Below are 26,469 nucleotides of genomic sequence, written 5' to 3'. Positions count from 1 at the left end.
TATGTCAGCACATTTACTTTCCACTATAAACAATCCAACTGATTTACGCTTACTTTCTCAAGCGCAACTTCCACAAGTTGCCCAGGAATTACGCCAATTCATCATTGATATTGTTTCGGTGAAAGAAGGACATTTGGGTGCTAGTTTAGGAGTAGTTGAATTAACTATTGCCTTACATTATGTTTTTAATACCCCTGACGATTTATTGGTTTGGGATGTTGGTCATCAAGCTTACGGACACAAAATCCTAACCGAAAGAAGACAAACATTTCATACGAACCGACAACTCGGAGGCTTATCTGGATTCCCTAAAAGAAGTGAAAGCATTTACGACACCTTTGGTGTTGGTCATTCCTCCACTTCTATTTCCGCAGCCCTAGGAATGGCTATTGCATCCCATTTAAAAAGCGATTTCACAAAACAGCACATAGCCGTAATTGGTGACGCTTCTATTGCTTCTGGGATGGCCTTTGAAGGCTTAAATCATGCGGGAGTCACCGATGCTAATTTATTGGTCATTTTAAATGACAATGCCATCGGAATCGACCCGAGTGTTGGCGCTCTTAAAAAATACCTTACCGCTGTTAAAGAAGGGAAGAACCCAAAGAAGAACAACATGATTAAGTCCTTGAATTTTGATTATTCAGGGCCAATTGACGGTCATGATCTCCCAACCCTAATTAACGAATTAAAGCGCTTAAAAAAGATAAAAGGCCCTAAATTCTTGCACATCGTGACCACAAAAGGAAAAGGATTGCAGCAAGCTGAAGAAAACCAAGTCAAATATCACGCTCCAGGGAAATTTGATGCGACCACGGGAGAAATCCATTTAAAATCAGAAGAAAATTTAGCACCAAAATATCAAGATGTTTTTGGCTTAACCCTTTTGGATTTAGCTCGCAAAAACACCAAAATAATCGGAATCACTCCAGCTATGCCTTCTGGCAGTTCCTTAAAATTCATGATGGATGAAATTCCAGAACGCGCATTTGATGTTGGAATCGCAGAACAACATGCTGTAACCCTTGCCGCCGGCATGGCCACCCAGGGTATGGTCGTATATTGTAACATTTATTCCACCTTTTTACAACGTGCCTACGATCAAGTCATTCATGATGTCGCACTACAAAATTTACCCGTTATTTTTTGCTTAGACAGAGCTGGTTTGGTGGGTGAAGATGGCGCAACACATCATGGTGTTTTTGACATTGCTTATTTACGAACGGTTCCCAACATGATTGTTTACGCCCCAATCAATGAAATTGCCTTACAAGACATTTTATACACCGCTCAATTGGGACTAGAACACCCTATTGCCATCCGATATCCAAGAGGAAGAGGTGTTTTGCCTAATTGGTATGTAGAAAATTTCGGACATTATAAAAAAATTAGCATCGGAGCAGGAAATTGCCTAAAACCTGGAACGGCAATAGCTGTTTTATCCACTGGAACGATCGGAAATAATGTTATTGAGGCGTTAAAACTATGCGACAATCCTAGCGCAATTGCTCATTATGATTTCCCTTTTATCAAACCACTAGATACCAACCTGTTACAATCTATTTTCAAGGAATTCAGCACGATTATCACCCTAGAAGAAGGGACTATAAACGGTGGTTTTGGCAGTGCCATTTTGGAATTTGCCGCTGCAAATAACTTTAAGAACAACGTCACTCTCTTAGGAGTTCCTGATCTGTTCATAGAGCACGGAACTACTGATCAATTACAATATATATGTAAAATTGACGTTAAAAGTTTAGCAAATCTTTTTTCTAACGGCACAAAATAATTATTTTGCGCCATCAAAATACTAAAATTAACCTAATGAAATTATTGCGTTCTACTATTTTGCTTCTATTGCTTTTGTATACTTCAAATAACTTTGCTCAGATTATACAAACTACTTTAGACCCGCATCAATTGCCTAAAACACCCTCTAACTGGAGCAAAAAGAACCAGTTAGGATTTGACATTTCCGAAGTGGCATTTGTCAATTGGAGTGCAGGGGGAACCAGCTCGATTTCGGGTTTATTTAAGGGAGAATTTGCAAGGACTTATGCCAAAGGAAACCATAAATGGTTCAACGAACTTATTGTAAAATATGGTTTAAACAAACAAGATGGTACAGAACTCCGCAAAACGGACGACGCCCTTATACTGAATTCAACTTACGGATTCAGGAAAGACACCACATCAAATTGGTTCTATTCAGCCAAATATAATTTCAGTACTCAATTTACCAACGGATACAATTATCCCAATAGAGACATTGCTATTTCCAAGCCATTCGCGCCAGCCTATGTGTTTTTGGGAGCTGGAGCTGAAAACTCAAACAAGAAAAAGAATAGAACATTTTACTTCTCTCCTATTACACTAAAAACCACTTTGGTTCTTGACCAATATCTAGCCAACCAAGGAGCCTTTGGTGTTAAAAAAGCCGTTTATGCCACAGATCCTTTAGATCCTGATAATAAAATTTTAATTGAAGAAGGAGAAAAAATTAAGGCAGAATTTGGTATCCTTTTTACTGGATACATGAAAACCGAAATCTATAAAAATGTTTTTTACGAAAACAGATTAAATTTATATACCGATTATCTTAACCGATTTGGAAATGTCGATGTGGATTATGATACCCGTTTGGACCTTGTGGTGAATGCTTATGTAAAAGCAAACATTGGTGTTCACTTGGTTTATGATAACGACATTAAGACTAAAAAAGACGTTATTGATCCTACTACTGGAGCAAAATCTCAGGTCAATGATGGACCAAGAACCCAGCTAAGACAAGTCTTAGGCGTGGGCTTAGTCTATGCTTTTCAATAATCTCTTAACTTAATTATTCTTTCTACCGTTAATCGTTTCGAATAATTCTAATGCATTCCCATCTGTTAATAAAGAAACATAATGGCAAATATGCAAGAGGCGCTCGTACACATTGGTTTTCTCTAAATGGTGTTTTTCTGGCAACATTTTCAAGAGCAATTTGTCGTAATTCGAAGCTGTCCCCTCATATTTATTATTAAATGCGGTTATAAATTTATCCAGTAAAGTTTGGATAATTTGGTAACCCACAATTTCCTTTTCGATTACTTCACGGCTTTGGTAAATTTTCTCCACACTTAAATTGATAATATCATTCATTTGTGCTTTGTATTTACTCTTGTCGGTTAAAGCAAAAGGGAAATTCCCTGCTAGAATAGCTTCTTCATTTTCAATAAAAACATCCACCGCATCATTAATTAAGGTCCCAATTGCTAGGGCTCTCAAATAACTAATACGATCTTCTTTCGTCGTTAAAGTTTTGTATTTGGCAACACCGATATTATCTTTTACCAATTTAATCAAATATTCCAACGCATAATCTTCAGAAACTAATCCTAAATTAATTCCGTCTTCAAAATCGATTATGGTATAACAAATATCATCAGCAGCTTCCACCAAATAAGCTAAAGGATGCCTTTCAAAACCAATATCGTCACCTGATTTATTGGCAATCATACCCATATCATGCGCTACTTCTTCAAAAAAGGACTTATCGGTTTGAAAGAAACCATACTTTTTATCGGCAATATTTTTCGTAGGCTTCTTAGGCAAGCTTTCTTTAGGGTACTTCATAAAAGCACCTAGAGTAGCGTAAGAGATTCGAAGCCCTCCTTCTATACCTGGACGACTTGCGGTAAGCACAGAAAACCCATTCGCATTCCCCTCAAAATCAATCAAATCTTGCCATTGTTTAGCTGTCAATTGATTCTTATATTGTTGTCCATTTCCTCTAGAAAAATATTCCCCTATGGCCTTTTCACCCGAGTGACCAAAAGGTGGATTCCCAATATCGTGTGCTAAAGATGCTGCTGCCACTATAGCACCAAAATCATTCATATGATAGCCATGAACTTCTTTTAGATGTGGATATTTTTCGATGATTTTTTTTCCTACCAAACGCCCCAAAGACCGTCCTACAACCGAAACCTCTAGACTATGTGTCAATCGTGTATGAACGAAATCTGTTTTAGAAAGCGGAATCACTTGTGTCTTATCTTGTAAAGATCTAAAGGCGGCCGAAAAGATAATTCGGTCGTAATCAACCTCAAAACCTAGTCGAGTATCATCTTGTTCTACACGTAATCTTTTGCTAGTATCGCCTTGGCGCTTGAGTGATAAAAGTTGTTCCCAGTTCATTCTAATTTTTGATTTAAAGAGGATCAAAAATACGTTTTATTTTAAGACTTCCTTCAAACAAAACTCACTTCATTACCTATTATTATTAGTGTTTAAAACGCTAAAGCTGTACTGTGTTTAATTTCTCCCATTACAAAAATACTATTGGTATTTCCAATGTTTTCGATCGTAGACAATTTATTCATTACAAAATCCTGATAACTAGCCATATCCTGAACCATAATTTTAAGCATAAAATCATAATCGCCAGCGATATTATAACACTCGATAATTTCAGGAAGCGCCACTATATCCTTCACAAAATTACTTCCCACGTTTTTTGCATGTTCTTTTAAACGGACATTGCAAAAAACAATCATACTCCGATTCATTTTTTTCTTATCCAATAAGGCTACATATTTGGTAATATATCCGTCACGCTCGAGTCTTTTTATACGCTCATAAACTGGCGTCACAGTTAAGCATAACTTACTGGCTAAATCTTTTGTGTTGATGTTTGAGTTCTGCTGCAGCTCTTTTAAGATCAATAAATCAGTCTTGTCTAAATTTTCCATAGTACTTTTTACGGTTTAAGTGTCATTTTTAATGATCGAACAGTAAAATAATCTTCTAAATCAAACATAAAAAAGACTATTTACTTAAATAACAACCAAATATAAGTATTTAAATCCAATACAATAAATTTGTTCAGTAAAAAACACTGAACAAACATGAAAACAAATAACCTAGGCTACCCAAGAATTGGTAGTAACAGAGAACTGAAAAAAGCCAGTGAATTGTATTGGGCTGGAAAAATTTCGGCAGCTGAGTTAATTGAAACAGGAAAAGACATCCGTCGCAGCAATTGGACTTTACAGGCAGAAGCTGGGATAAACCTAATTCCATCCAATGATTTTTCATTTTATGATCAAGTACTTGACTTAACACTGACTGTTGGCGCAATTCCAGCACGTTATAGCGAATTATCCAAAACAAACTCATCACTGGATTTGTATTTTGCAATGGCCAGAGGTGCGCAAAAAAACGGACAAGATGTAGTGGCAATGGAAATGACCAAATGGTTTGATACCAACTACCATTATATTGTTCCTGAATTCACTAAGAATCAAAAATTCAATTTGTTTTCTGAAAAAATAATTAACGAATTCAAAGAGGCCAGTGCCTTAAAAATCAAAACAAAACCAGTCCTAATCGGCCCTATTACCTACCTCCTTTTAGGAAAAGAAAAAGAGGAGGGTTTTCACCGAATTGATCTTATCGATACATTGCTTCCTGTATATTTTGAAATTTTTGAAAAATTACAGGCTGAAGGAGCAACCTATATACAGTTAGACGAACCTTTTCTAGCCTTGAATTTAACAGACAAAGAAAGAAATACTTATACAGATGTTTACAACGAAATCAACAAACGTTTTCCCAATATCAAAATCATTTTAGCCAACTACTTTGATTGTTTTGGAGAAAACTTAGCCACCGCTTTAGCATTACCAGTTGACACTTTGCATTTAGACCTAGTACGTTGCCCTTCTCAACTAGATGACATTTTAGACTCCAAACTCTTGGCTTCAAACGTAAATCTTTCTTTGGGAATTGTAGACGGACGAAATATTTGGAAAAATGATTTCAAAAACTCTTTAGACTTAATCAACAAAGCAACAGCTGCCCTAGGCGAAAGCAGAATTTTAGTAGCCCCATCATGCTCTTTAATTCACTCCCCCTGCGACTTAGACTTAGAAACCAACGATACCATATTAACACCTGAAATCAAACAATGGTTGGCTTTTGCCAAACAAAAGATCAATGAGGTTGTTTTACTAAAACAGTTTGCTACCCAACAACTTGATAGCCAGAATAGCCATGCCTTTGAAGAAAACACTCAAGCAAACGAACATCGTAAAACCTCGAAATTAATTCACAATAAGGACGTAAAATCGCGAGTAATCAATATTAGCTCTACTGATGACAAACGTAAAAGCACTTTTACTACTAGAAGAGAAAGTCAAAATAAAACATTGAATCTTCCTTTGTTCCCCACTACAACCATAGGTTCATTCCCTCAAACGGCAGAAGTTAGAAGTTGGAGAGCGAAATTCAAAAAAGGAGAGTTAACGGCTGCTCAGTACGATGATTTGATCGAAAAGGAAACCAAGGCTACCATCGATTTTCAACAAGAAACTGGCATTGACGTTTTGGTTCATGGAGAATTTGAGCGTAATGATATGGTGGAATATTTTGGGGAACAATTGGCCGGTTTTACCTTTACAAAAAATGGTTGGGTTCAAAGTTACGGAAGCCGTTGTGTAAAACCTCCAGTTATTTATGGGGATGTGTCCAGACCTAATCCTATGACCGTAAGATGGTCCAAATATGCTCAATCTTTAACTTCAAAATGGGTAAAAGGGATGTTAACCGGACCCGTTACTATTTTACAATGGTCCTTTGTTCGCAACGATCAGCCTCGCTCTGAAACTTGTACACAAATTGCTTTGGCCATTCGCGACGAAGTAGTCGATTTAGAAAAAGCTGGAATCAAAATTATTCAGATCGACGAGCCAGCCATTCGCGAGGGCTTACCACTAAGAAAAGAGGAATGGGCCAACTATTTGGATTGGGCAATCAAAGCTTTCCGCATCTCAGCTAGCGGTGTTCATGACGAAACTCAAATTCACACCCATATGTGTTACAGTGAATTCAACGACATCATTCAGCATATTGCAGATATGGATGCCGATGTTATCACTATTGAATGTTCACGTTCTCAAATGGAACTACTAGATGCCTTTGCGGAATTTAAATACCCCAATGAAATTGGTCCTGGAGTTTACGATATTCATTCCCCACGCGTGCCTTCACGCACCGAGATGGTTCATTTACTAAAAAAAGCTTCAGCCGTTATTCCTGTAGAACAGTTATGGGTAAATCCAGATTGTGGTTTAAAAACTCGTCATTGGGATGAAACTAAAAAAGCCTTAATAGAAATGGTCGCTGCGGCTCAGGAAATGAGAATAGCAGTCCAAGAGACGGTAAGCGTATAATTTTATTTTTTATTACTATTTTTTTGTTTTTAAGTCAACTAGTGGAGTCGGAAATTTGTAGTTATGATCCCATTCCGACTTCACTTATGTTGGCCCAATTACATTAACATTGGTGTAGCTATTACAATGTTGAACAAAAAAAAGCACCCCAAAATGGAGTGCTTCATTGAAATCAAAATACCTTCTAAATTAGAAATTCTTTGAAACTCCAACAGAAAATGCTTTACCGAAAGAAAAATTAAAATTCTTAACAGTATCTCCGTTACCGTTGTTTCCATCAAAATTTAAAGTGTTGTACCCTAAACCTCCAATGTTGAAGTTTAAACCAAATCCTTTATTAACATTGATAAAAATTGCTGGTGTAACCCCAACATAAAATCCGTCTCCCTTATCTGTAGTCATTGAATTCCCATTATTGTCAGTGAAAGTGTCCTTTCTATTTTGGAAACCAACTCCTAAATCAGCGTAGGCAGAAAAAGTTTGATTTAATGGCTTAGAATATCTCAAAAAACCTCCTAGTGAGAAATCATTGAATTTACGCTCAGTATTGCTAGTAACATCAGCCTTAGAAGTTGAAACTCCAGCCTCAAGACCAGCAGTCCAATTTTGGTGAAACTGATAACCTACCTTAGGTGCAAAACCAAATTCGCTACTTTTCATTTCTACACCAGAATTTGAAATTTTTTGAGAATCATAAGAGATACTTCCCATCACCAAAACAGACCCTTTTTGAGCATTTGCAAAGCTAAACATAGCTAATGCAGCCATAACCATCATTTTTTTCATTTTGTACTATTTAATAATTTAATACTCCATTAACAATAACAATGACGCAAACCTTACTAAAATTTGAAATTTTTATAAACTCTTAGAAAGACAAAATGTAGTAATCAAAACTATTTCTGTTTACTTTTGTAGCAAATTAAAAGTCATGTCGATAGAAGTAAACAACATATCAAAAAGTTACGGAACTCAAAAAGCGTTGAACGCTATTTCATTTTCTATTGAAAAAGGAGAAATCGTTGGATTCCTAGGTCCAAATGGAGCTGGAAAATCAACTTTAATGAAAATATTGACTACCTATTTACTAGCCGATAGCGGAACAGCCCTTGTCAATAGCCATGATGTCATGACTAATACCAAAGCAGTACAACGTTCTATCGGGTATTTACCAGAACACAATCCATTGTATTTGGATTTGTATATTCGTGAATACTTGGCTTTTAATGCCGATGTTTACCAGGTGCCAAAATCACGAATTGAAGAAGTGATTCAGCTGACAGGCTTATCCCCTGAAAGTCATAAAAAAATAAGTCAGTTATCGAAAGGATATCGCCAACGTGTAGGACTTGCCAACGCTTTATTGCACAATCCAGATGTTTTAATTTTAGATGAACCCACCACTGGACTGGATCCCAATCAGTTAATGGAAATCAGAAATGTCATAAAAAACGTAGGAAAAGACAAGACTGTTTTTTTATCGACTCATATCATGCAAGAAGTTGAAGCTATTTGCGATCGTGTCATTATCATTGACAAAGGACAAATCGTTGCCGACAAAAAATTAGATAAATTAATCTCTGCCGATGCTGAGCAAGTTATAGAGGTAGAATTTGACTTTCGAGTGGAAGAACAACTCTTAGCAAAACTTCCAAACATTACCTCTTACAAAAACATCCACGACATGACCTGGGAGTTAAAATTCTTATCCGATAAAGATATGCGTCCAGCCGTATTTGATTTTGCCAATGAAAATGGATTAAAGACATTACAATTGAATCAAAAAAATAAAAATCTAGAAGCGGTCTTCAGAGAAATTACCAAGTAATTTTTAGCCGCAGTTAACAGATAAAACCAATTCATTCTATTCTCGAATGAATTGGTTTTTTTTTGAAATATAGTCTAGGGATTTCCCTTCTTTAAGGCAATAATAAGCTCTTTTTCACTTGTTTCTCTCTCCAAATTATAATGTTATTGACGATTCCTCCTCCTTTATTCCAATAGCTATTCACTAATTACCAATGGGTTATTGTTTTCTCATAAATTATATATTATTTTTATTTAGACTGAATATGAATAGTTGTATATTTGACGTTTTAAAAATACATCTTATACTCCTATGAAAAATATGATAACATCGATAATGCTTGCGTTTTCGATATCTGGCTATGCCCAATCTAAAACAGAAAGCGATAGTATTATTGAAACATCGATCACTGTTTTGGATGAATTAGTCATCAAAAAAAAGAAAGTTCTTTATACTCAAAAATCAGATCGATTGGTTTTTAATGTGGAAAACAGTATCGTTTCTGAAGGCGGAACTGCCTTAGATGTTTTAAGTCGCGCTCCGGGGGTCGTTGTGTCTCAAGATGGCGCACTATCTATTCGTGGACAACAAGGCGTTGCTGTTATGATTAATGGCAAATTAACACAGCTGTCGCAAAAGGAACTTGCCAATTATTTAAAATCGACAACCTCATCCAACATTAAGCAAATAGAAGTGATTACCAATCCCTCATCAAAATATGACGCTACTGGAAAGGCAGGAATTATTAATATTATATTAAAAAAACCTAGCAGCTCAGGATTAAAAGGAACTGCTTTTACGAATTATGGTTTGGGCCGCAAAAACAGAACGAATTCTGGTGTGAACTTAAGCTACAATCAAGACAAATTTGGCGTTTATGGAAACTATAGCTACACTTTTAGAGGAGAAGAAGAGCGAAAAGAATTTAATCAAAATCAGTATACTGATGCCACTCGTCAAGAAATTTCTACAAAAAACCATCAATCTTCCATTACGGACGAACCATTGACCTCAAATAATTTTAAAATAGGTACCACTTACGAACTTTCTCCTAAAACCAACTTAGAAGTATATGTAGATGCAAAATTAGGTAGCTACGAAAACATTGCTCATGGTAATAATACATTAGTTAATGCGACGCAACAAGTACAATTCAATGCTTCAACATACAATGACAGTAAAGAGAAATGGAACGATTATACCTATGCTTTTTCCGGAGTTCATAAATTTAACACTGAAGGAAAAAACATGGCTTTTGATTTTGAATATGAAACTTCAAAATTCAGGTCAAATCAGTTTCAGAGTTCTAAAAATATAGATCCTTCGAGTACAAACAGCATTAATGACAGAAAAGGTTTTATTCCGTCACAATTAAGGGTCTTTATCGGAAAAGTTGATTTTACCAATCCCTTAAAGGAAAAACAATCGATAGAATGGGGATTTAAAGGCAGTCTAAAAAACAATGATAATCCATCGGTATACCAATACAATCAAAATGATCAATGGATTGTAGATGTAAATTCTACCAATCATTTTGAGTATAAGGAACAAATTTATGCCGCTTATGTCAACTACAAGTATCAATTGGAAAAACTCAATATTCAAGGTGGTTTACGAACAGAATATACCGCAGTAAACATTTTACAAAAAACTTTCAACGAAGCACATAAAGATGATTATTTAAAATGGTTTCCGAGTTTCTCTATGAAGTATGAAGTAAACAGCAATCATTCGCTACACGCTTCATACAGTAAAAGAATCAACAGACCGAGCCAGTTCGATTTGAATCCTTTTCGCTTTTACGATGATTCATTCAACTATTCACAAGGAAATCCGAATTTAGTTCCTGAAATCACGCATTCAACCGAAATTGGTTATGCTTGGAAAAGTGCTTTCATGGCCTCTTTATATTTCAACAGAACAAAAGATGTTTTTACAGAAGTATATGTTTACAATCCGGAAGACAACACAACGGTAACCACCCAAATTAACGTAGACAAGTCCTATAATTATGGTGCAAACATCACCAATACAAGTGATCTCTGCAAATGGTGGTCAGTTAATACACTTTTTAATATTTTCGAAAATAAATTCATGGGCAATGTTGTTAATACAGAAAAAATTGATCCCATTATCACTTTGAATCTAAGCATACAAAACTCATTTACCATCACAGAAAGTTGGAAAGCAGAAGCAAACGCACAATATCAATCAAAATCAAATCTTGGTATTTATCAAAGGGATGCTTTTTTTGATTTCAGTATAGGAATTTCGAAACAAGTCCTTTCTAACAAAGGAAATATCAAGTTTAATATTACTGATATTTTCAACACTAATAATTTCCACATCAATTCGGTTATTGGTCAAACTGCTATTGACAAAAGATACGATCTTGATAACCGCATTGCTACCATAGCCTTTACCTACAGAATTTAGTGTTTCGAATCTTTAGATTCCTTGTTTTTGTTTTTGTTTTTTTGATGGAAAATAGCCTGCTTATCTAAGCAGGCTATTTCTGTTTCATGGATTTTCAACACGTATATTTCGCCGTTTTTAAACAAAAAAAAATTTACGAACAGTAATTCTCATCAAAAACTTAAATAAAACGAACTAAAAAACAGCTATACTTTACCTAAGCTAGACTCTGGTCTTTTGTTTTTTCTTTCTCCCCCACCAAATATAAAATCCAGTGATAGGCAAACTGGCACAAATTAAACTGGCCGTGAAATAGATAATCTTAGTTGGTAATCCTCCTATAGCACCAATATGAAGACTATAATTAGCGCGCATTAACCAATCTGAGAAACGTTCATTGCTAATGTATTTTTGTGATTTTGGAAGTAATTCTAATGTTTTGGCATCGAAATATAAATCCCTCCATACCCCTTGATTCATATCTGTGCAAGCGTAAAAATCTTCTTCAGGCTCATCTGGAAAATGAATAATTACTGCTTCTTTATTTTCTTTAGCTATTTCCGTTCTTACTTTCTTCCAGATAAAATCAGCAGCAGCTAACCTATCCAATTGTTTCCGGGATAAAGTATCTTTTTTTACGTTAACCACTTGTTCTTTTTTATCCTTTTCATCTGCCCAACCACCGCTTATCCAATACGTACTTTCACGCAACCAATGAAAACTCATTAATAATCCTGTAAAGGAAATAAGGACAGCCAAAATAATTACATAAAACCCCATTACATTATGCAAATCATAATTTAAGCGTTTGAATTTTGCATTCCATTTTATTTTGAAACTAGTGTTTTTTGTTGTCTTATTCCATTTTTTCGGAAACCACATTATAAGTCCACTAATAAGTAAAAAAAAGAATATAAAAGTTGCCCAGGCCGTTATTTGCGATCCAATTTCGCGCTCGAGCCAAAGATTACGATGCCCTTCATCCATAATATGAAAAAAATCTTCATGATCTACCATTCCTGTAATTTTACCGGTATATGGATTTACATAAATCAATGAATCCGATTCTATATCAACCTTAACAGACTGATTTAAACCATTATACCAAACTCCATGGATTTCTTTTTTAGGCAATACTTTGTGGACAGCGGCATAAATTTCAGAAGGTGGTAATAATTGATCCGTACTTTGTACCTCAACATTTAACCAGGGTGATGTTAGTGCTTTGATCTCCTGTTCAAAAACCAAGAGACAACCCGTAATTGCCATAATAAATACAATTATTCCTGATGCCAGCCCCAACCATAGATGAAGCCAAGCATTAATTTTACTAAAACGTGATTTTCCTTTATTGGCTGCTTTAGCACTTTGTCTTTTGATCATTGCCATTATTAAAACTGTTTTTATATATCGTAAAATGAAAAACATCAGTAGTTAAAAAACCACATAATCAATACTGCAAAAGCATTGATTATATGGTTATTTAATAAAGTAAAAAATGTAATTATTGTTTTGGTGATAGTTTCGTAATTGCGGAAATATCAGTTCCTCCTCCTGTTACTTTCGCACCAGCTGTCGCTGCACCAGTTTCCAGATTAATTTTGTAGACACGAACTTCATCGTTCGTTACAAAAGCTTTGTAAGCAAAACCATCTTCATAAAATAAACTTCCAACCCCGAAATAACTATCACCTGCATGAAGAGGCAATCCTGTAACCTGGGTTATTTTTTTAGAAGGCAAATCTATTATGGCTGATTTAAATTTATATGAACTATGATTTAAAAATCCCCAAAGCACGGTATCATCTGCTGTAGGCAAATAAACTATATAGGCTTTTTCACCTCCCAAAGGATAGGCTGCTAATACTTTACCGTTAATTGAACTGGCTTGAAGATCCAAGAAATAAGAAGAATCAAATTCACTTGTACCTTTGTTGATACGTAGAATTCCGGAACCTTTTGTTGTAGATGGTGTATCATATCCTCCAGCCATAGCATTAGACGAAAAAGTGTACACATTACCTGAATCAGTACGAATAATACCCGTATTGGTATAATACATACCAACTGAAGTAGTGCGCGAATCTTCAATTCTTTTTACAAAATTTAATGATGGATAATCATAAACTCTAATGTAAGCTTTGGTTTGTTCTATAGCCCAATCATCACTGGCATCTCTATTAAAAACAGATACAAACACTTTATCGCCACTTACTGTTACTCCTGTAGGAAAGTCAAAACGCCCTGTACCCGTCCCAAAATCATTAAATTTACGACTGGTTATAGCTTGTTTTACTGGATCATAGACAATCAATTCATTATCCGTTGATGTACCTCCCCAAGAAGCTCCAACAATTAATAATTTATGATCATCTGTAACTCCATAAGCAAAAGTAGACTCAATAAAAACACGACTTCCTGCCACTAGTTCGCTTGCCGAATTTAAATAAAATGGTGCAGCCCCTTCTACTTCATTATCACATGCAAACATGGTATTGGCAATTGGAATATAAGAACCTCCTTGTTCAATTCCTTTTCCCGTCATATCAATTGTGCCTGTCATTAATTCATCTAATGAATTAAAACTCCACATATAATTGGTATTCCAAGTATCGGTTTGATAACCTAAAACATATTTACTTCCTGGTATAGTATCATCTGATGAGGAATCATCACTGCTGCATGAAAATAGGGCAGCTGAAAATAGCGTTACAGCTAATAGACTTTTAATTGTTTTCATATTATATTATTTGATTTTTAATTAATTACAAACTGTTATACATAGCAGTTTTTGATATGGAGAGTGTTCTAATTTTAATGGCCAGACTACATAAAGAAATACCTTAACTTCAACGTAAATGCTCTTCCTGGTTTTTGCACATTATAGTAATCGTATAGTTTTACATTGGTAATATCGAAGCATTCCAATGCAACATTATAGCGACCATTTTTAAGTGAATACGCTAAAGATGCTGAATAGTAAAGTTGCTCAGGAATTTCCTTTTTGTTCTGCTTTCCTAAAGTTGGCGGATTTAAATAATAACTACCTGAGTAATTCGTAGATAGATTAACGGTAAATAAATCGTCGGTATAGTGTAGATTTTTGAAATAAAATCCCAAGTTGGCATTTCCATAAAAAATAGGAACATTCGGCACCTGAGTCTTATATAAATAATTAACTTGACTAGTTCCTGGTTGAAGCGCATTATCCATATTCAATGTCTTTTGATAAGTAGCGTTTAAGTCAAAAGTGAACCATTGTTTATATCCGTAATGAAGTACTCCATCAACACCCGTAACCTGAATGTTTTTGAAATTGACATTTATACTTTTATTACCATCCAAACGAGGTTGTATAAAGTTATTTGCTTTCCGGTAAAGCAAATTTCCTTCAACTCCAAAGGAGTGTACCGCAAAACCTTTTTTATAAGCAAAACCTAAGTTAATATTGTCACTTACTTCAGGCTGAAGTGTTGGATTTGGATTTATTCGAACACCGCCATCTCCTAATAATTCAACAGCTGACGGAAGTCGGAAAGCATGTTCATAAGATGCCTTGACCTGAAACTCTTCAGGAACTACAAAATAAGCTGCCGCAGTACCATAACCTAAGTCATTAAATGAAGGTTTTATAACGCCATTTTCCTGAGTCATTATTTCACCATGCAAATCCAACATTTTAGCAAAAGCGGTATAAGACAATCTTTTTTCAAGTGCCGATAAGTTATAAGAAAGACCTAGTATATTTTTATTAATAAAAGGTTCGCTCGGCACATCTGTAGTTGTATATTCATTATCCTGCTTACGTTTATACCCTAAATATGTATAATTAAGTCCAAATGAATTATTCTCATTTAAATCGTATTTAAAATTAGCATTACTCTGAAGCGATTTTACATCAAATACCATCAACGTTTTAACGCTATTGATTTCACCACCACTTTCATAACTTTTAATTTCATAGTTACCAGACCAATCATATCTTGCGGAGGAAGTGTCCACTACACGTTCTTGCGCAATGTTATAAGATGCTGCTAAAGTTGCTGTCAAATTTTTAGTAAATAAATTTGACTTTTTATATTTCAAAGAGGGAACAAAATTCTGACTATCTGTAAACGCATCACCCACAACTCTCAACATCGTAGTTCCTTGTTGTATTTCCTTTTTATTAGCACTTGCAGCAACACCAAACAACAAATAATCTGCATACTTTTTATCTTTCACTCCAACTTCTGCCATGATTGTGCCTTGTTTGTAGCCGTCATGAAAATGTTTAAGCTTTTGAACTGGCCCATAAACCCCTGAAAAGGCATCGGGAACACTAGCATCCACTTTATAACTATTATCCGAATAGTTAGCAAAAGCATTCACATTAGCTACTACTCCCCTTTTACTGGTAAATCTTGTATTAATAGCTGCCTTATGTGTATTAAATGATCCCGCACTATAGGAGGCATCTAAATAATGATCTACATTTTTGTTCGTGACTATATTCACTGCCCCACCCAATGCATCTCCACCAAGCTCAATGGGCACAACACCTTTATAAACATCGATACGTTCGGCCATGTTAACTGGAATATTATTCAAGGTAAAAGATGAACCGTAATTATCTATTGGAATTCCATCTAGAAAAAACTTGACTTGATCTCCTGAAAAACCATTTAAAGAAAAATTAAAAGCGGACCCCATTCCTCCAGATTCACGTACCCGTACACCGGTTGTTTTATTCAAAACTTGATTCAGATCTGCCGAAGTATTGTATAATTGCTTTAGATCAACAGTTGTGATATTAAAAGCCTGTTCTCTAACACGCTGTACTTTTGATTTTCCTTTCACCTGAACTTCATCCAAAGCAGCCATATCTTCTTCGATTGTGATATCTGGCATCATTTTCTTTAATTGACCTAAATTGAATTTCGTTTGCTTTGATTTAAATCCAACATAACTTATGGCCAAAACATAATTACCAGGCTCGGCATTCATTTCATATAGTCCTTTTTCATTGGTAAGCGCTGAATAATTGGTTCCTTTTAACGCCACAGAAACTCCTTCAGCAGGTTTCCCATAAATTGTTAAAACAGTCCCCGTTATGCTTACTTTGCTATTTTGCGTGAAACCTTGAATTGACGTTATAAGAAACGTAATCAAGATTAATATCCTATTTAATTGCATTGATTAATTTAGTTTAAGAATTAAATTGGAAGCAAAATTAACTTCAAAAAAGGCTATTTCCAAACTATTTTTAATTATTCTAAATAAGAATAGTTATTAACTTTTAAACCTGTAAATTGATAAAAAATCATAGCTTTCCTTATCAAATAATTAAGTAAACCTTAACAATTACTCTGAGAAAAGCACAACAAAAGTTAATTTTCAGACTTTAGATTAACAAAAACACAAAGGAAAAGACATAAAAAAAGCCCGTTTGCGAAGCAAACGAGCTATTGAAGGTGGAATAGTATCGCGTTTATACCAGTGCGCTATCCCCTGTTACTTGACTGACTGAAGTGCATTTTTTTCAGACACTTTGTTTTTGATAAAAAATGGAATACCTAAATCTAGTCTATTATTTATCACAGTTGTTAGCAGGATTTTATGGGCAAACTACTGGAGAAACTTGTTTTACCATTTTGTTTTTTCAGAAAATCGAGAAATCATCATCGAAGAAATTACATCACCATTGGCATTAAGTAGAGTCGCAATTGGATCCACAAGTGTACCTAAAATCATGGCCACTGGTAAAGCTTCTGCCATGGGCAAACCATATACCGTTATAGCCAAAACTTCTCCAATATATCCTCCATTTGGAATCCCTCCTTCGACAATTGACACGATTATGGTGATCCCTAAGGCTAAGAGTATAGTGCTTGGCTGGGTAAAATCTTTCCCAAACATAGCAAACAATACGGTAATCTTCAAAATAGAGGACATACTTGAACCGTCTTTATGTAAGGGCGCACCAAGAGGTATAACCACATTGCGGACATGAGCTGGAATTCTCATTTTTTCAGCTGCTTTAAGATTTGCTGGTATGGTCGCGATACTACTGCAGGTACCAATGGCTGTGAGTGCAGGTGCAACATTGTTACTCCAAAACACTATAAAGGCTCTTTTCCCACCCGCTACAAAAGCATACAGACTGAAAAAAACAAAAAAATAAAATACACAGGCTGCGTAATAAATCCCTAACGGTTTGGCATAAGTCCCAAACAGCTGCGGTCCATAATAGCTAACCTGATAAGCAAAATAAGCCCCTAAACCTATGGGAGCCAATTTCATAATCATATTTAAAAGCTGTTTCATTACTTCGTTTCCTGAATCAAGAAAACTCCTAAAGCTTTTTCCTTTTTCTCCCGATTGCAAACTTGCGAATCCAATCAAAAAGGAAAAGATGATAAGCGCCAACATACTTTTCCGCGATAGTAATTCGTAAAAGTCATTCGTGGTAAGCAATTGTGTAATTTGATCTCCAACATTAGTGGCTGCGATATTTTCCAGTGGAACTTTTGAAATTACAATATGCTCATTAATTGGAAACAGGTAAACAGCCATAATCATGACTATAGCCGAAATCAGCAGTGTTCCTAAAAAAACGGCAATCATGACCACAAATAATCTTCCAAGCTTTTCTGTTTTTTCTAAATTGGCAATGGAAGAAGTGATCGTAAAAAAGATTAACGGGATAATGGCCGTAAAAAGCAAGTTCAAGAAAATATCCCCTAGAGGTTTTATGATTTTAATATTATCACCAAACACTACCCCTAGAATACTTCCTGCAACGATCCCGCCCAAAAGCAAAAGTACACTACTGTAACTTTTAATAAAATTGATTTTTTCGACACCCATATCCCTTAAAGTATTAGAAAACAAAAACTTGAAATAAAAGCAATTAAATTACTCAAAAAAAGCGTTCTAAAATCGATACGCTATTTTTTTGTTATTTTTTTAAAACTAAAGTTGTAAAAGCTCTGTCCATTAGTTCCCCCGTTTTGGTTTTTACTTTTTCGGTTAAAGTCTCTATATTACTAATTTGGAAGGCTGTTTTTCGAATCAATTTCTCTGCTTTTTCAGCGCTGTAGAGCTCAAATTCAAATTGGGTAAAGGGAAGTTGTTTCATGAAACTTTCTTCAGCAAAAGTGAGACAGAAAATTCCATTTGGCTTTAAAATCCTATATATTTCTGAAAGTAGTTTTACCGGATCTTGCCAAAAATAAATCGTATTTACGGTAAAAATACTATCAAAAAATGCAGTCATAAACGGGATTTGATTTCCATCGTATAACGCAAATTCAGCTGTCTTGTTCGCTATGAATTGTTGATTTCTTTTTTGAGCTTCTATAAACATCAGCTCCGACATTTCAAGTCCGTAATACCTTAAGTTGGTACTTTCACGCATTAAATAGTCCAAATGCGCTGCATTTCCGTGACCGAGTTCTAGTAATACAGCTCCTTGGGAATGATTTAGATTTCGGAAAGAACTTAGGGTCATATTGAGGTTTGTTTCCTCCATCATATGAGCTATTTCTATTCCTTTCTCTCCTGTGGGCATTTTTAACTGAGCCGCTATTTCTTGCAATTCTTCTTGTTTCATAATCCGTACCTTGATGACAAATGAAATGATGATTGCTGATGTACTGAAAATAATACCTATTTTCTAACATCATGAATGACCAACAGACAACCTCAACCACTAGAAATAGCTTCTTGTTTTATTCATCTTCTCAATATTGTCATGAGAAATGACAATATTGAGAGAAATGCTACTCTTTCAAGAAGTAAATTTAAAAAACTTTACTCGCTATTTGGCGAATGTTTTCAGATTTCCCCATTGAATAATAATGTAAAACAGGAACTCCTGCAGCTTTTAATTCTAAGGATTGCTGAATTGCCCATTCAATACCCACTTGTCGGATATCAGCATTGTTTTTGCACTTATCGACTTCATGGATCAGATCTTCAGGTAAATCAATACGGAAAATCTGTGGCAAAATCTGCAAGTGTTTTTGTACAGCAATTGGCTTAATTCCAGGAATAATAGGTATTGTAATACCTATTTCTCTTGCTTTTTTTACAAATTCGAAATATTTTGCATTGTCGAAGAACATCTGTGTTACCACATAATCAGCTCCCGCATCTACTTTTTCTTTCAATCTTTTCAAGTCTGATTGTAACGATGGCGATTCTAAATGTTTCTCTGGATACCCCGCAACACCAATACAAAAATCAGCCTTGTTATCGATATCCATAACCTCATGTAAATACTTACCGCAATTCAATTGATTAATTTGTCGAACTAAATCGATCGCAAAATTGTTTCCACCCGCTTTAGCTACAAAAGATTGTTCATCTTTCATCGCATCTCCACGAAGTGCCATTACATTGTTAATTCCTAGATAGTGACAATCTACCAACATATACTCCGTTTCTTCTTGAGTGAATCCACCACATAGTAAATGCGGAACTGTATCTACATTGTATTTATGTTTTATAGAAGCGCAAATTCCTAGCGTTCCTGGACGCATACGAGTTAGTTTCTTATCTAAAAGACCATTACCCTTATCAATGTAAATATACTCTTCGCGAGAAGTCGTCACATCAATAAAAGGTGGTTCAAACTCCATCAATGGATCTATATTGTCGTATAATTCTTGAATGCTTTTTCCCTTTTGAGGTGGAATAATTTCAAATGAGAATAAGGTCTTTTCTTTGGCGTTTTCTATATGCTGTGTTACTTTCATTTTTTAATGTATGAGTTATGAGTTTCGTGTTTTGAATGGGTTTGTGTAAAAAATCTGAATCAAAAAACGTAAATCAAATATTTGGTTGTTTCCACCATCAGGTTTCAACTTAGTTGTAAACTGAAACCTGAAATTCGAAACTTTTTTAGTCTGCTATATTCGGATTTAACCACTTTGCTGCGTAATCAGTCGGAACATTACGTCGTTTGGCGTAATCCACTACCTGATCTTCTTTTATTTTTCCGAGTCCAAAATATTTACTTTTTGGATTTCCGAAATAATATCCAGAAACGGATGATGCTGGCCACATGGCCATACTTTCGGTCAGGGTCACTCCAATTTCTTTATCTACATTTAAGAGTTTCCAAATGGTTGGTTTCTCCAAGTGATCCGGGCATGCTGGATAACCTGGCGCAGGGCGAATTCCTTTGTAATTTTCTTCAATCAAATCTTCCGTTGACAAGGCTTCTTCAGGATCATAACCCCAGAAATCTTGACGTACTTTTTCATGTAAATATTCAGCGAATGCCTCAGCAAAACGATCTGCAAGTGCTTTAACCATAATCGAATTGTAATCGTCTAGATCTTTTTCGAATTCAGCAGCCCATTCGTCTACACCAAAGCCCGTTGTTACGCAAAAAGCGCCAATATAATCTGTAATTCCTGAATCTTTTGGCAAGATAAAATCAGACAGAGCGATATTTGGTGCCCCTTTGGTTTTTTGCGATTGTTGACGAAGCGTTAAGAATTTCTCCAAAACTTTTCCGTTTTCATCACGCAATTCAATATCGTCATCATCAATTTGATTCGCTGGGAAAATTCCATAAATACCTTTTGCCGTCAATTTTTTCTCTGCCAGTATAACTTTCAACATTTCCTGAGCATCCGCAAATACAGAAGTGGCTTGTTCTCCCACTACTTCATCGGTTAAAATTGCCGGATATTTTCCAAACAATTCCCATGTTCTAAAAAAGGGCGTCCAGTCGATATACGGAACCAAAACATCCAGTTCTACTTCGACGATCTGCTTTCCAATTACCTTTGGTTTGGTTGGTGTATATTCGTTCCAATCCAATTGTAATTTGTTTTTACGTGCTTGCTCAATGGTTAAGAAGTTTTTATCTCTTGAACGATTTAAAAATGTTTCTCTAAAAGCATCATATTCTGCGCGAATATCACTTGCATATACTTTACGGTTATGATCTAATAAATTTCCAGCAACCGTAACGGCTCTAGAAGCATCGTTTACGTGAATTACCGTTTCTCTATATTGTGGTGCAATTTTCACGGCAGTATGCGCGCGCGAAGTTGTTGCTCCACCAATCATAATCGGAATTTTTATTCCTTGTTTGTCTAATTCTTTGGCCAAATACACCATTTCGTCAAGCGAAGGCGTAATTAATCCGCTTAATCCAATAATGTCAACATTATGTTCAATCGCAGCGGCAATAATTTTTTCTGGAGGCACCATTACACCTAAATCAACAATCTCGTAATTGTTACAAGCCAAAACGACTGAAACAATGTTTTTTCCAATATCGTGAACGTCACCTTTTACAGTCGCCATCAGGATTTTTCCGTTTCCTTGTTTGTCACCAGCTTGTTTACTTGCTTCGATATAAGGCAACAAATACGCCACGGCTTTTTTCATTACACGAGCCGATTTCACTACTTGTGGCAAGAACATTTTTCCGCTTCCGAATAAATCTCCTACAACGTTCATTCCGGTCATTAAGTTGATTTCAATTACCTCAATTGGTTTTGTAGCAGCCAAGCGAGCTTCTTCAACATCTAACTCGATAAAGGCATCAACTCCTTTCACAAGTGAATGCGTGATACGTTCCTGAACAGTTCCTAAACGCCATTCCTGAATCGCTTTCTCATCGCTTTTCACCTCTCCTTTTACATTCTCAGCAAAATCTAATAAACGTTCAGTCGCATCATCACGTCTGTTGAGAATTACATCTTCAACGTGCTCTAATAAATCTTTTGGAATATCATCATAAATCGAAAGCATTTCCGGATTTACAATTCCCATTGTCATTCCATGCTGAATAGCATGATACAAAAACACAGAGTGCATCGCTTCACGTACCGTATCGTTTCCTCTAAAAGAGAACGAAACGTTACTTACACCACCACTAATATGGGCATGAGGTAGATTTTCACGAACCCATTTTGTACCTCTAAAGAAGTCCAACGCATTTAAGCGGTGCTCATCCATTCCGGTTGCAACAGGGAAAATATTCAAATCGAAAATAATATCCTGAGGTGGGAAACCCACTTTATGTACTAAAATATCATACGAACGTTGACAGATTTCAACTCTACGGTCAAAATTATCAGCTTGACCCACTTCGTCAAAAGCCATGATAATAGCTGCTGCTCCATAACGTTTGATTAATTTGGCATGATGAATAAAGGCTTCTTCACCTTCTTTTAATGAAATCGAGTTTACAACGCTTTTTCCTTGTACTACTTTAAGACCCGCTTCAATAATTTCCCATTTCGAACTGTCGATCATAATGGGCACTCTCGAAATATCGGGTTCCGATGCAATCAAATTTAGGAATTTGGTCATGGCGTGCACACCATCAAGCATACCTTCATCCATATTGATATCGATGATTTGTGCCCCACCTTCTACTTGTTGTCTTGCAATATCAAGTGCCTCGTCATATTTCTCTTCCTTGATCAGACGAAGGAATTTTCTTGAACCAGTAACATTTGTACGCTCTCCAATGTTTACAAAAACACTGTTAGGCGTAATGATTAACGGTTCTAATCCTGCTAATACAAGGTCTCTTCTATTTTCTGCCATTTCTTTTTTTGAGTTACTTAGTCCCTAGAATCTTAAGGGTCCGAGTTTTTATTCTATACTTTTATCCTGCAACGCTTTTACCTCCTTGCACAACATCATTATTCCAATACTGGAGCCAAACGTGGCTTATAGTCTTTTGCTATATCAGCAATTAATCGAATATGATCAGGAGTTGTTCCACAACAACCTCCAATGATATTAATTAAGTTATCCTCTAAATATTCTTTGATCAGCGCTTGCATTTCCTCAGGTGTCTCATCATATTGTCCGAAAGCATTTGGCAAACCTGCATTTGGGTGCGCCGATATATTAAACTGTGTATGCTGTGATAATGTTTTTAAATAAGGCTTCAATAAATCAGCTCCTAAAGCACAATTGAATCCAACACTTAACAAAGGAATATGTGAAACTGAAATCAAGAATGCTTCCACGGTTTGCCCAGAAAGTGTTCTCCCTGAAGCATCGGTAATAGTTCCTGAAACCATGATTGGGATATCCATATTGCGTTCCTCTTTAACTTCTTCGATAGCAAAAAGTGCTGCTTTTGCATTTAAGGTATCAAAGATGGTTTCAACCAATAGTAAATCACAGCCCCCATCCATTAAAGCTTCAACTTGTTGTTTGTAAGCGATGCGCAAATCATCGAAGGTTACTGCTCTGTAGCCAGGATCATTTACATCAGGCGACATGCTTGCTGTACGATTTGTTGGTCCTATTGAACCTGCAACAAAACGTGGTTTTTCAGGATTTTTGGCTGTAAATTCATCCGCTACTTGTCGGGCAATTTTAGCCGATTCGTAGTTTAATTCATAAACCAAATCTTCTAGAAAATAATCCGCCATTCCAATGGTAGTCCCTGAAAATGTGTTGGTTTCTACGATGTCTGCACCCGCTTCATAATAAGCGGCGTGGACATCGCGAATAGCATGTGGTTGTGTTATGGATAGTAAATCGTTATTTCCTTTTAGGGGATGTGGAAAATCTTTGAAACGCTCTCCTCTGAAGTCTTCTTCTGAGAAATTATAGCGTTGCAACATCGTTCCCATTGCTCCGTCAAGGATTAGGATATTTTTTTTAATTGCTTCTTGAATTGTTATCGACATGTTTTCCCTTTTCTTGCAAAACGCTAAGGCACTTTGCTTTTTTTAATTATAATTTCGAACTTAAAACGGCCAGCGGACTTTAAAGCCCCAAGCCATCCAACACGATATTTTGATTCATATTAATTCCAAAAATTCACTAGTCGTAACTGTACACTTCCGCACAAGCAAGAATCCTTTAGTTCTGCCCTTGAGAATAAAAGAGTATAGTCTGCTAGGAGAACTATTGACGGCATAACAGCGCCAATGATTCGCTAGTGCTACTGAATCAGTAAATTTATATTGTAAGGTTGTCAAGAAAAGTTTTGAGAAATACTTTGTGTATTTTTGTTATCTATCTTATATACTGCAGAATGCGTATTAAGTAGAATGTAGCACCTTCTTTATGATAAAGGGTTGCTAAGGTTTCATCGGGTCTTTCCCTCCGCCTTTCGTGATAACTTTCAATAAATATAGGAACAGTGCAAAGTAAACACATAGCGCCAATACTTGCAAGTATTAGCGCTAGATTTTTTTATAAAGGTGCAGACTTGTTAAGTTACTAAGGTTCTAGCTCAAAAAAAGCAAATTCGAACGTCTTATTTAACTTAAAAAGCTACTTTCTTCGCTTTTAAAAAGCTAGATAATTGCTTTAACAACCGCTTTTGGCGCTTCTTTACGAGTTCCGTCGAAACCATCGATACCAGAAACAGTTGTGTATTTTAAAACGTATTTTTTACCAGGATTGATAATTTGATATGCTGCTTGACACATCAAAGTGGCTTCGTGAAAACCACAAAGAATCAATTTCAATTTCCCAGGATAAGTATTTACGTCTCCAATGGCAAAAATCCCTGGAATATTCGTTTGATAATCTAAAGCATTATTTACTTTAATCGCATTTTTTTCAATATCCAATCCCCAGTCTCCAATTGGACCTAATTTCGGCGTTAATCCGAAAAGTGGAATAAAGTAATCCGTTTCGATTTTACGGTGTGCACCATTTTCTTCGATATCTAACGATTCAATATGTTCAGCACCGTTGATTCCGATTACCTCTGCAGGGGTGATTAATTTAATTTTTCCAGACGTTTTTAATTCTTGTACTTTTTCTACAGAATCTAAAGCCCCTCTGAATTCATTTCTACGGTGAATTAAAGTGACCTCTGAAGCCACATTAGAAAGGAAAATGCTCCAGTCTAAAGCAGAATCTCCACCTCCAGCAATAACGACTCTTTTATCTCTGAATTTTTCTGGATTCTTGATGAAGTACTTCACTCCTTTATCTTCATAAAACTCGATATCTTCAATAAGTGGCTTACGTGGTTCAAAACTCCCTAAACCTCCAGCAATAGCGATAACTGGTGCATGAAATTTAGTCCCTTTGTTTGAGGTTACAATAAAACTTCCGTCTTCTTGTTTCTCGATCGTTTCAGCACGCTCTCCTAATGTATAACCTGGTTCAAATTGCTTAATTTGTTCCTGTAGGTTGTCAACTAAATCACCTGCTAATACTTCTGGAAATCCAGGAATATCATAAATAGGTTTCTTTGGATATAACTCCGAGAGTTGACCTCCTGCTTGCGGTAAAGCATCTAATATATGGCATTTTAATTTTAACAAACCTGCTTCGAATACAGCAAATAAACCTGTTGGACCTGCGCCTATTATTAATATATCTGTTTTAATCATCATGTTGTTGTTTATAATCATTCTTAATAATACAAAGGAACGAATAATTTCTTCGAATTTCAATGATTTTTATCATTCATTTCTTTGAGTTTTTTTTACTCTCTATTTTTTTAATGAAGCGGTAATTTCGTTCATCTTTTTAACCTTCTCTTCAAAGTCTCCCTTGAGTGTTTTTCTGTACTGGTTTAAATTCTCTACCATTTTATTGATATCTTCAGGAATGACGTCCTCAAAAAACTCACGCAATCTTTTGGCTGTTGTGGGCGACTTCCCGTTAGTGGAAATGGCAATTTTCACATTTCCTTTGGTCACAATCCCCCCCAAATAATAATCACATAAATCTGGTGTATCGGCAATATTACAAATCAAATAACGCTTTCTTGATAACTCATATACTCTTTCATTCACTTTTAAATCATCGGTACAAGCAATTACCATATGGCGTCTTTTGAGCATTTTCTTCTTAAACTTCGACTCGGTTAATGTAATCGAAGGATGTTGCTCCGCTAAGACCTTAATTTCTAAATGAAAATTTGGCGCAACAACCTCAACATTAGCATTGGGACTCGACTTTAACAAAAAAGACAGTTTCTCTAAACCAACATTTCCTGCACCAACAATCAGTACATTTAGATTGTGCAGTTTTAAAAATATTGGATATAATTCGTTTTGTTCCATTTTAATCTATTTTCATCCC

18 protein-coding genes and 1 riboswitch are annotated in these 26,469 nt (G+C 35.7%); of the genes, 5 read left to right on the top strand and 13 right to left on the bottom strand.

Annotation, left to right across the window (positions count from 1 at the left end; genetic code table 11):
• Position 1 precedes the first annotated feature (1 nt).
• Positions 2 to 1,789, top strand: a complete 1,788-nt coding sequence (locus AC51AA_RS15160) for a 1-deoxy-D-xylulose-5-phosphate synthase (protein WP_500703066.1) — start codon at positions 2 to 4, stop codon at positions 1,787 to 1,789.
• A 35-nt stretch (positions 1,790 to 1,824) separates the two neighbouring features.
• Positions 1,825 to 2,826, top strand: coding sequence for a DUF3078 domain-containing protein (locus tag AC51AA_RS15155; RefSeq protein WP_500703065.1), 1,002 nt, complete (start codon positions 1,825 to 1,827; stop codon positions 2,824 to 2,826).
• Between the two features lie 9 nt (positions 2,827 to 2,835).
• On the opposite strand, the gene AC51AA_RS15150 is transcribed toward AC51AA_RS15155, so the two are convergent.
• Entirely contained in the window at positions 2,836 to 4,182 is a 1,347-nt protein-coding gene (locus AC51AA_RS15150) for a deoxyguanosinetriphosphate triphosphohydrolase (RefSeq protein ID WP_500703064.1), read from the bottom strand.
• A gap of 92 nt (positions 4,183 to 4,274) precedes the next feature.
• Entirely contained in the window at positions 4,275 to 4,736 is a 462-nt protein-coding gene (locus tag AC51AA_RS15145; RefSeq protein WP_500703063.1) for an Lrp/AsnC family transcriptional regulator, read from the bottom strand.
• Positions 4,737 to 4,892: 156 nt separating this feature from the next.
• Between AC51AA_RS15145 and metE the strand changes: the two genes are divergently transcribed.
• The gene (metE, locus tag AC51AA_RS15140) at positions 4,893 to 7,217 is read left to right on the top strand and encodes a 5-methyltetrahydropteroyltriglutamate--homocysteine S-methyltransferase (RefSeq protein WP_500703062.1); all 2,325 of its coding nucleotides are present in this window, start codon (positions 4,893 to 4,895) and stop codon (positions 7,215 to 7,217) included.
• A 189-nt stretch (positions 7,218 to 7,406) separates the two neighbouring features.
• Here metE and AC51AA_RS15135 read toward each other — a convergent pair whose 3' ends face one another.
• Positions 7,407 to 8,003, bottom strand: coding sequence for an outer membrane beta-barrel protein (locus AC51AA_RS15135; protein ID WP_500703061.1), 597 nt, complete (start codon positions 8,001 to 8,003; stop codon positions 7,407 to 7,409).
• Between the two features lie 145 nt (positions 8,004 to 8,148).
• On the opposite strand from AC51AA_RS15135, the gene gldA reads away from it, so the two are divergent.
• Together gldA and AC51AA_RS15125 are read left to right on the top strand one after the other, a co-directional pair.
• The gene (gene gldA, locus AC51AA_RS15130; RefSeq protein ID WP_500703060.1) at positions 8,149 to 9,045 is read left to right on the top strand and encodes a gliding motility-associated ABC transporter ATP-binding subunit GldA; all 897 of its coding nucleotides are present in this window, start codon (positions 8,149 to 8,151) and stop codon (positions 9,043 to 9,045) included.
• A gap of 300 nt (positions 9,046 to 9,345) precedes the next feature.
• On the top strand, positions 9,346 to 11,460 hold the full coding sequence (locus AC51AA_RS15125; protein WP_500703059.1) for a TonB-dependent receptor domain-containing protein: 2,115 nt from the start codon (positions 9,346 to 9,348) through the stop codon (positions 11,458 to 11,460).
• A 201-nt stretch (positions 11,461 to 11,661) separates the two neighbouring features.
• Here AC51AA_RS15125 and AC51AA_RS15120 read toward each other — a convergent pair whose 3' ends face one another.
• From AC51AA_RS15120 to AC51AA_RS15075, 10 genes are all read right to left on the bottom strand, one after another.
• Positions 11,662 to 12,828: a PepSY-associated TM helix domain-containing protein gene (locus tag AC51AA_RS15120; RefSeq protein ID WP_500703058.1), complete on the bottom strand. Its 1,167-nt coding sequence runs from the start codon at positions 12,826 to 12,828 to the stop codon at positions 11,662 to 11,664.
• Between the two features lie 115 nt (positions 12,829 to 12,943).
• Positions 12,944 to 14,179, bottom strand: coding sequence for a DUF4374 domain-containing protein (locus AC51AA_RS15115; RefSeq protein WP_500703057.1), 1,236 nt, complete (start codon positions 14,177 to 14,179; stop codon positions 12,944 to 12,946).
• Positions 14,180 to 14,265: 86 nt separating this feature from the next.
• Positions 14,266 to 16,614 carry a TonB-dependent receptor gene (locus AC51AA_RS15110; protein WP_500703056.1) on the bottom strand — a complete coding sequence of 783 codons (2,349 nt, stop codon included), beginning with the start codon at positions 16,612 to 16,614 and terminating at the stop codon, positions 14,266 to 14,268.
• Positions 16,615 to 17,064: 450 nt separating this feature from the next.
• Complete coding sequence (locus AC51AA_RS15105) at positions 17,065 to 18,288, bottom strand: dicarboxylate/amino acid:cation symporter (RefSeq protein WP_500703055.1); 1,224 nt, start codon at positions 18,286 to 18,288, stop codon at positions 17,065 to 17,067.
• A 91-nt stretch (positions 18,289 to 18,379) separates the two neighbouring features.
• Positions 18,380 to 19,033, bottom strand: a complete 654-nt coding sequence (locus AC51AA_RS15100; protein ID WP_500703054.1) for a class I SAM-dependent methyltransferase — start codon at positions 19,031 to 19,033, stop codon at positions 18,380 to 18,382.
• A 190-nt stretch (positions 19,034 to 19,223) separates the two neighbouring features.
• Positions 19,224 to 20,180, bottom strand: coding sequence for a methylenetetrahydrofolate reductase [NAD(P)H] (gene metF / locus AC51AA_RS15095; RefSeq protein ID WP_500703053.1), 957 nt, complete (start codon positions 20,178 to 20,180; stop codon positions 19,224 to 19,226).
• Between the two features lie 145 nt (positions 20,181 to 20,325).
• On the bottom strand, positions 20,326 to 23,001 hold the full coding sequence (metH, locus tag AC51AA_RS15090; protein WP_500703052.1) for a methionine synthase: 2,676 nt from the start codon (positions 22,999 to 23,001) through the stop codon (positions 20,326 to 20,328).
• 98 nt (positions 23,002 to 23,099) lie between these two features.
• The gene (locus AC51AA_RS15085) at positions 23,100 to 24,104 is read right to left on the bottom strand and encodes a homocysteine S-methyltransferase family protein (RefSeq protein ID WP_500703051.1); all 1,005 of its coding nucleotides are present in this window, start codon (positions 24,102 to 24,104) and stop codon (positions 23,100 to 23,102) included.
• Positions 24,105 to 24,428: 324 nt separating this feature from the next.
• Positions 24,429 to 24,544: riboswitch (SAM riboswitch) on the bottom strand.
• 175 nt (positions 24,545 to 24,719) lie between these two features.
• Positions 24,720 to 25,772 carry an NAD(P)/FAD-dependent oxidoreductase gene (locus AC51AA_RS15080; protein WP_500705646.1) on the bottom strand — a complete coding sequence of 351 codons (1,053 nt, stop codon included), beginning with the start codon at positions 25,770 to 25,772 and terminating at the stop codon, positions 24,720 to 24,722.
• A gap of 102 nt (positions 25,773 to 25,874) precedes the next feature.
• Positions 25,875 to 26,450 (bottom strand): precorrin-2 dehydrogenase/sirohydrochlorin ferrochelatase family protein, encoded by a 576-nt coding sequence (locus AC51AA_RS15075; RefSeq protein WP_500703050.1) that lies wholly within the window; start codon positions 26,448 to 26,450, stop codon positions 25,875 to 25,877.
• Positions 26,451 to 26,469 lie beyond the last annotated feature (19 nt).

This window comes from Flavobacterium sp. OHVDL-2026-0007 (genome assembly GCF_059882335.1).
This window is presented reverse-complemented; position numbering and strand designations above follow the sequence as displayed.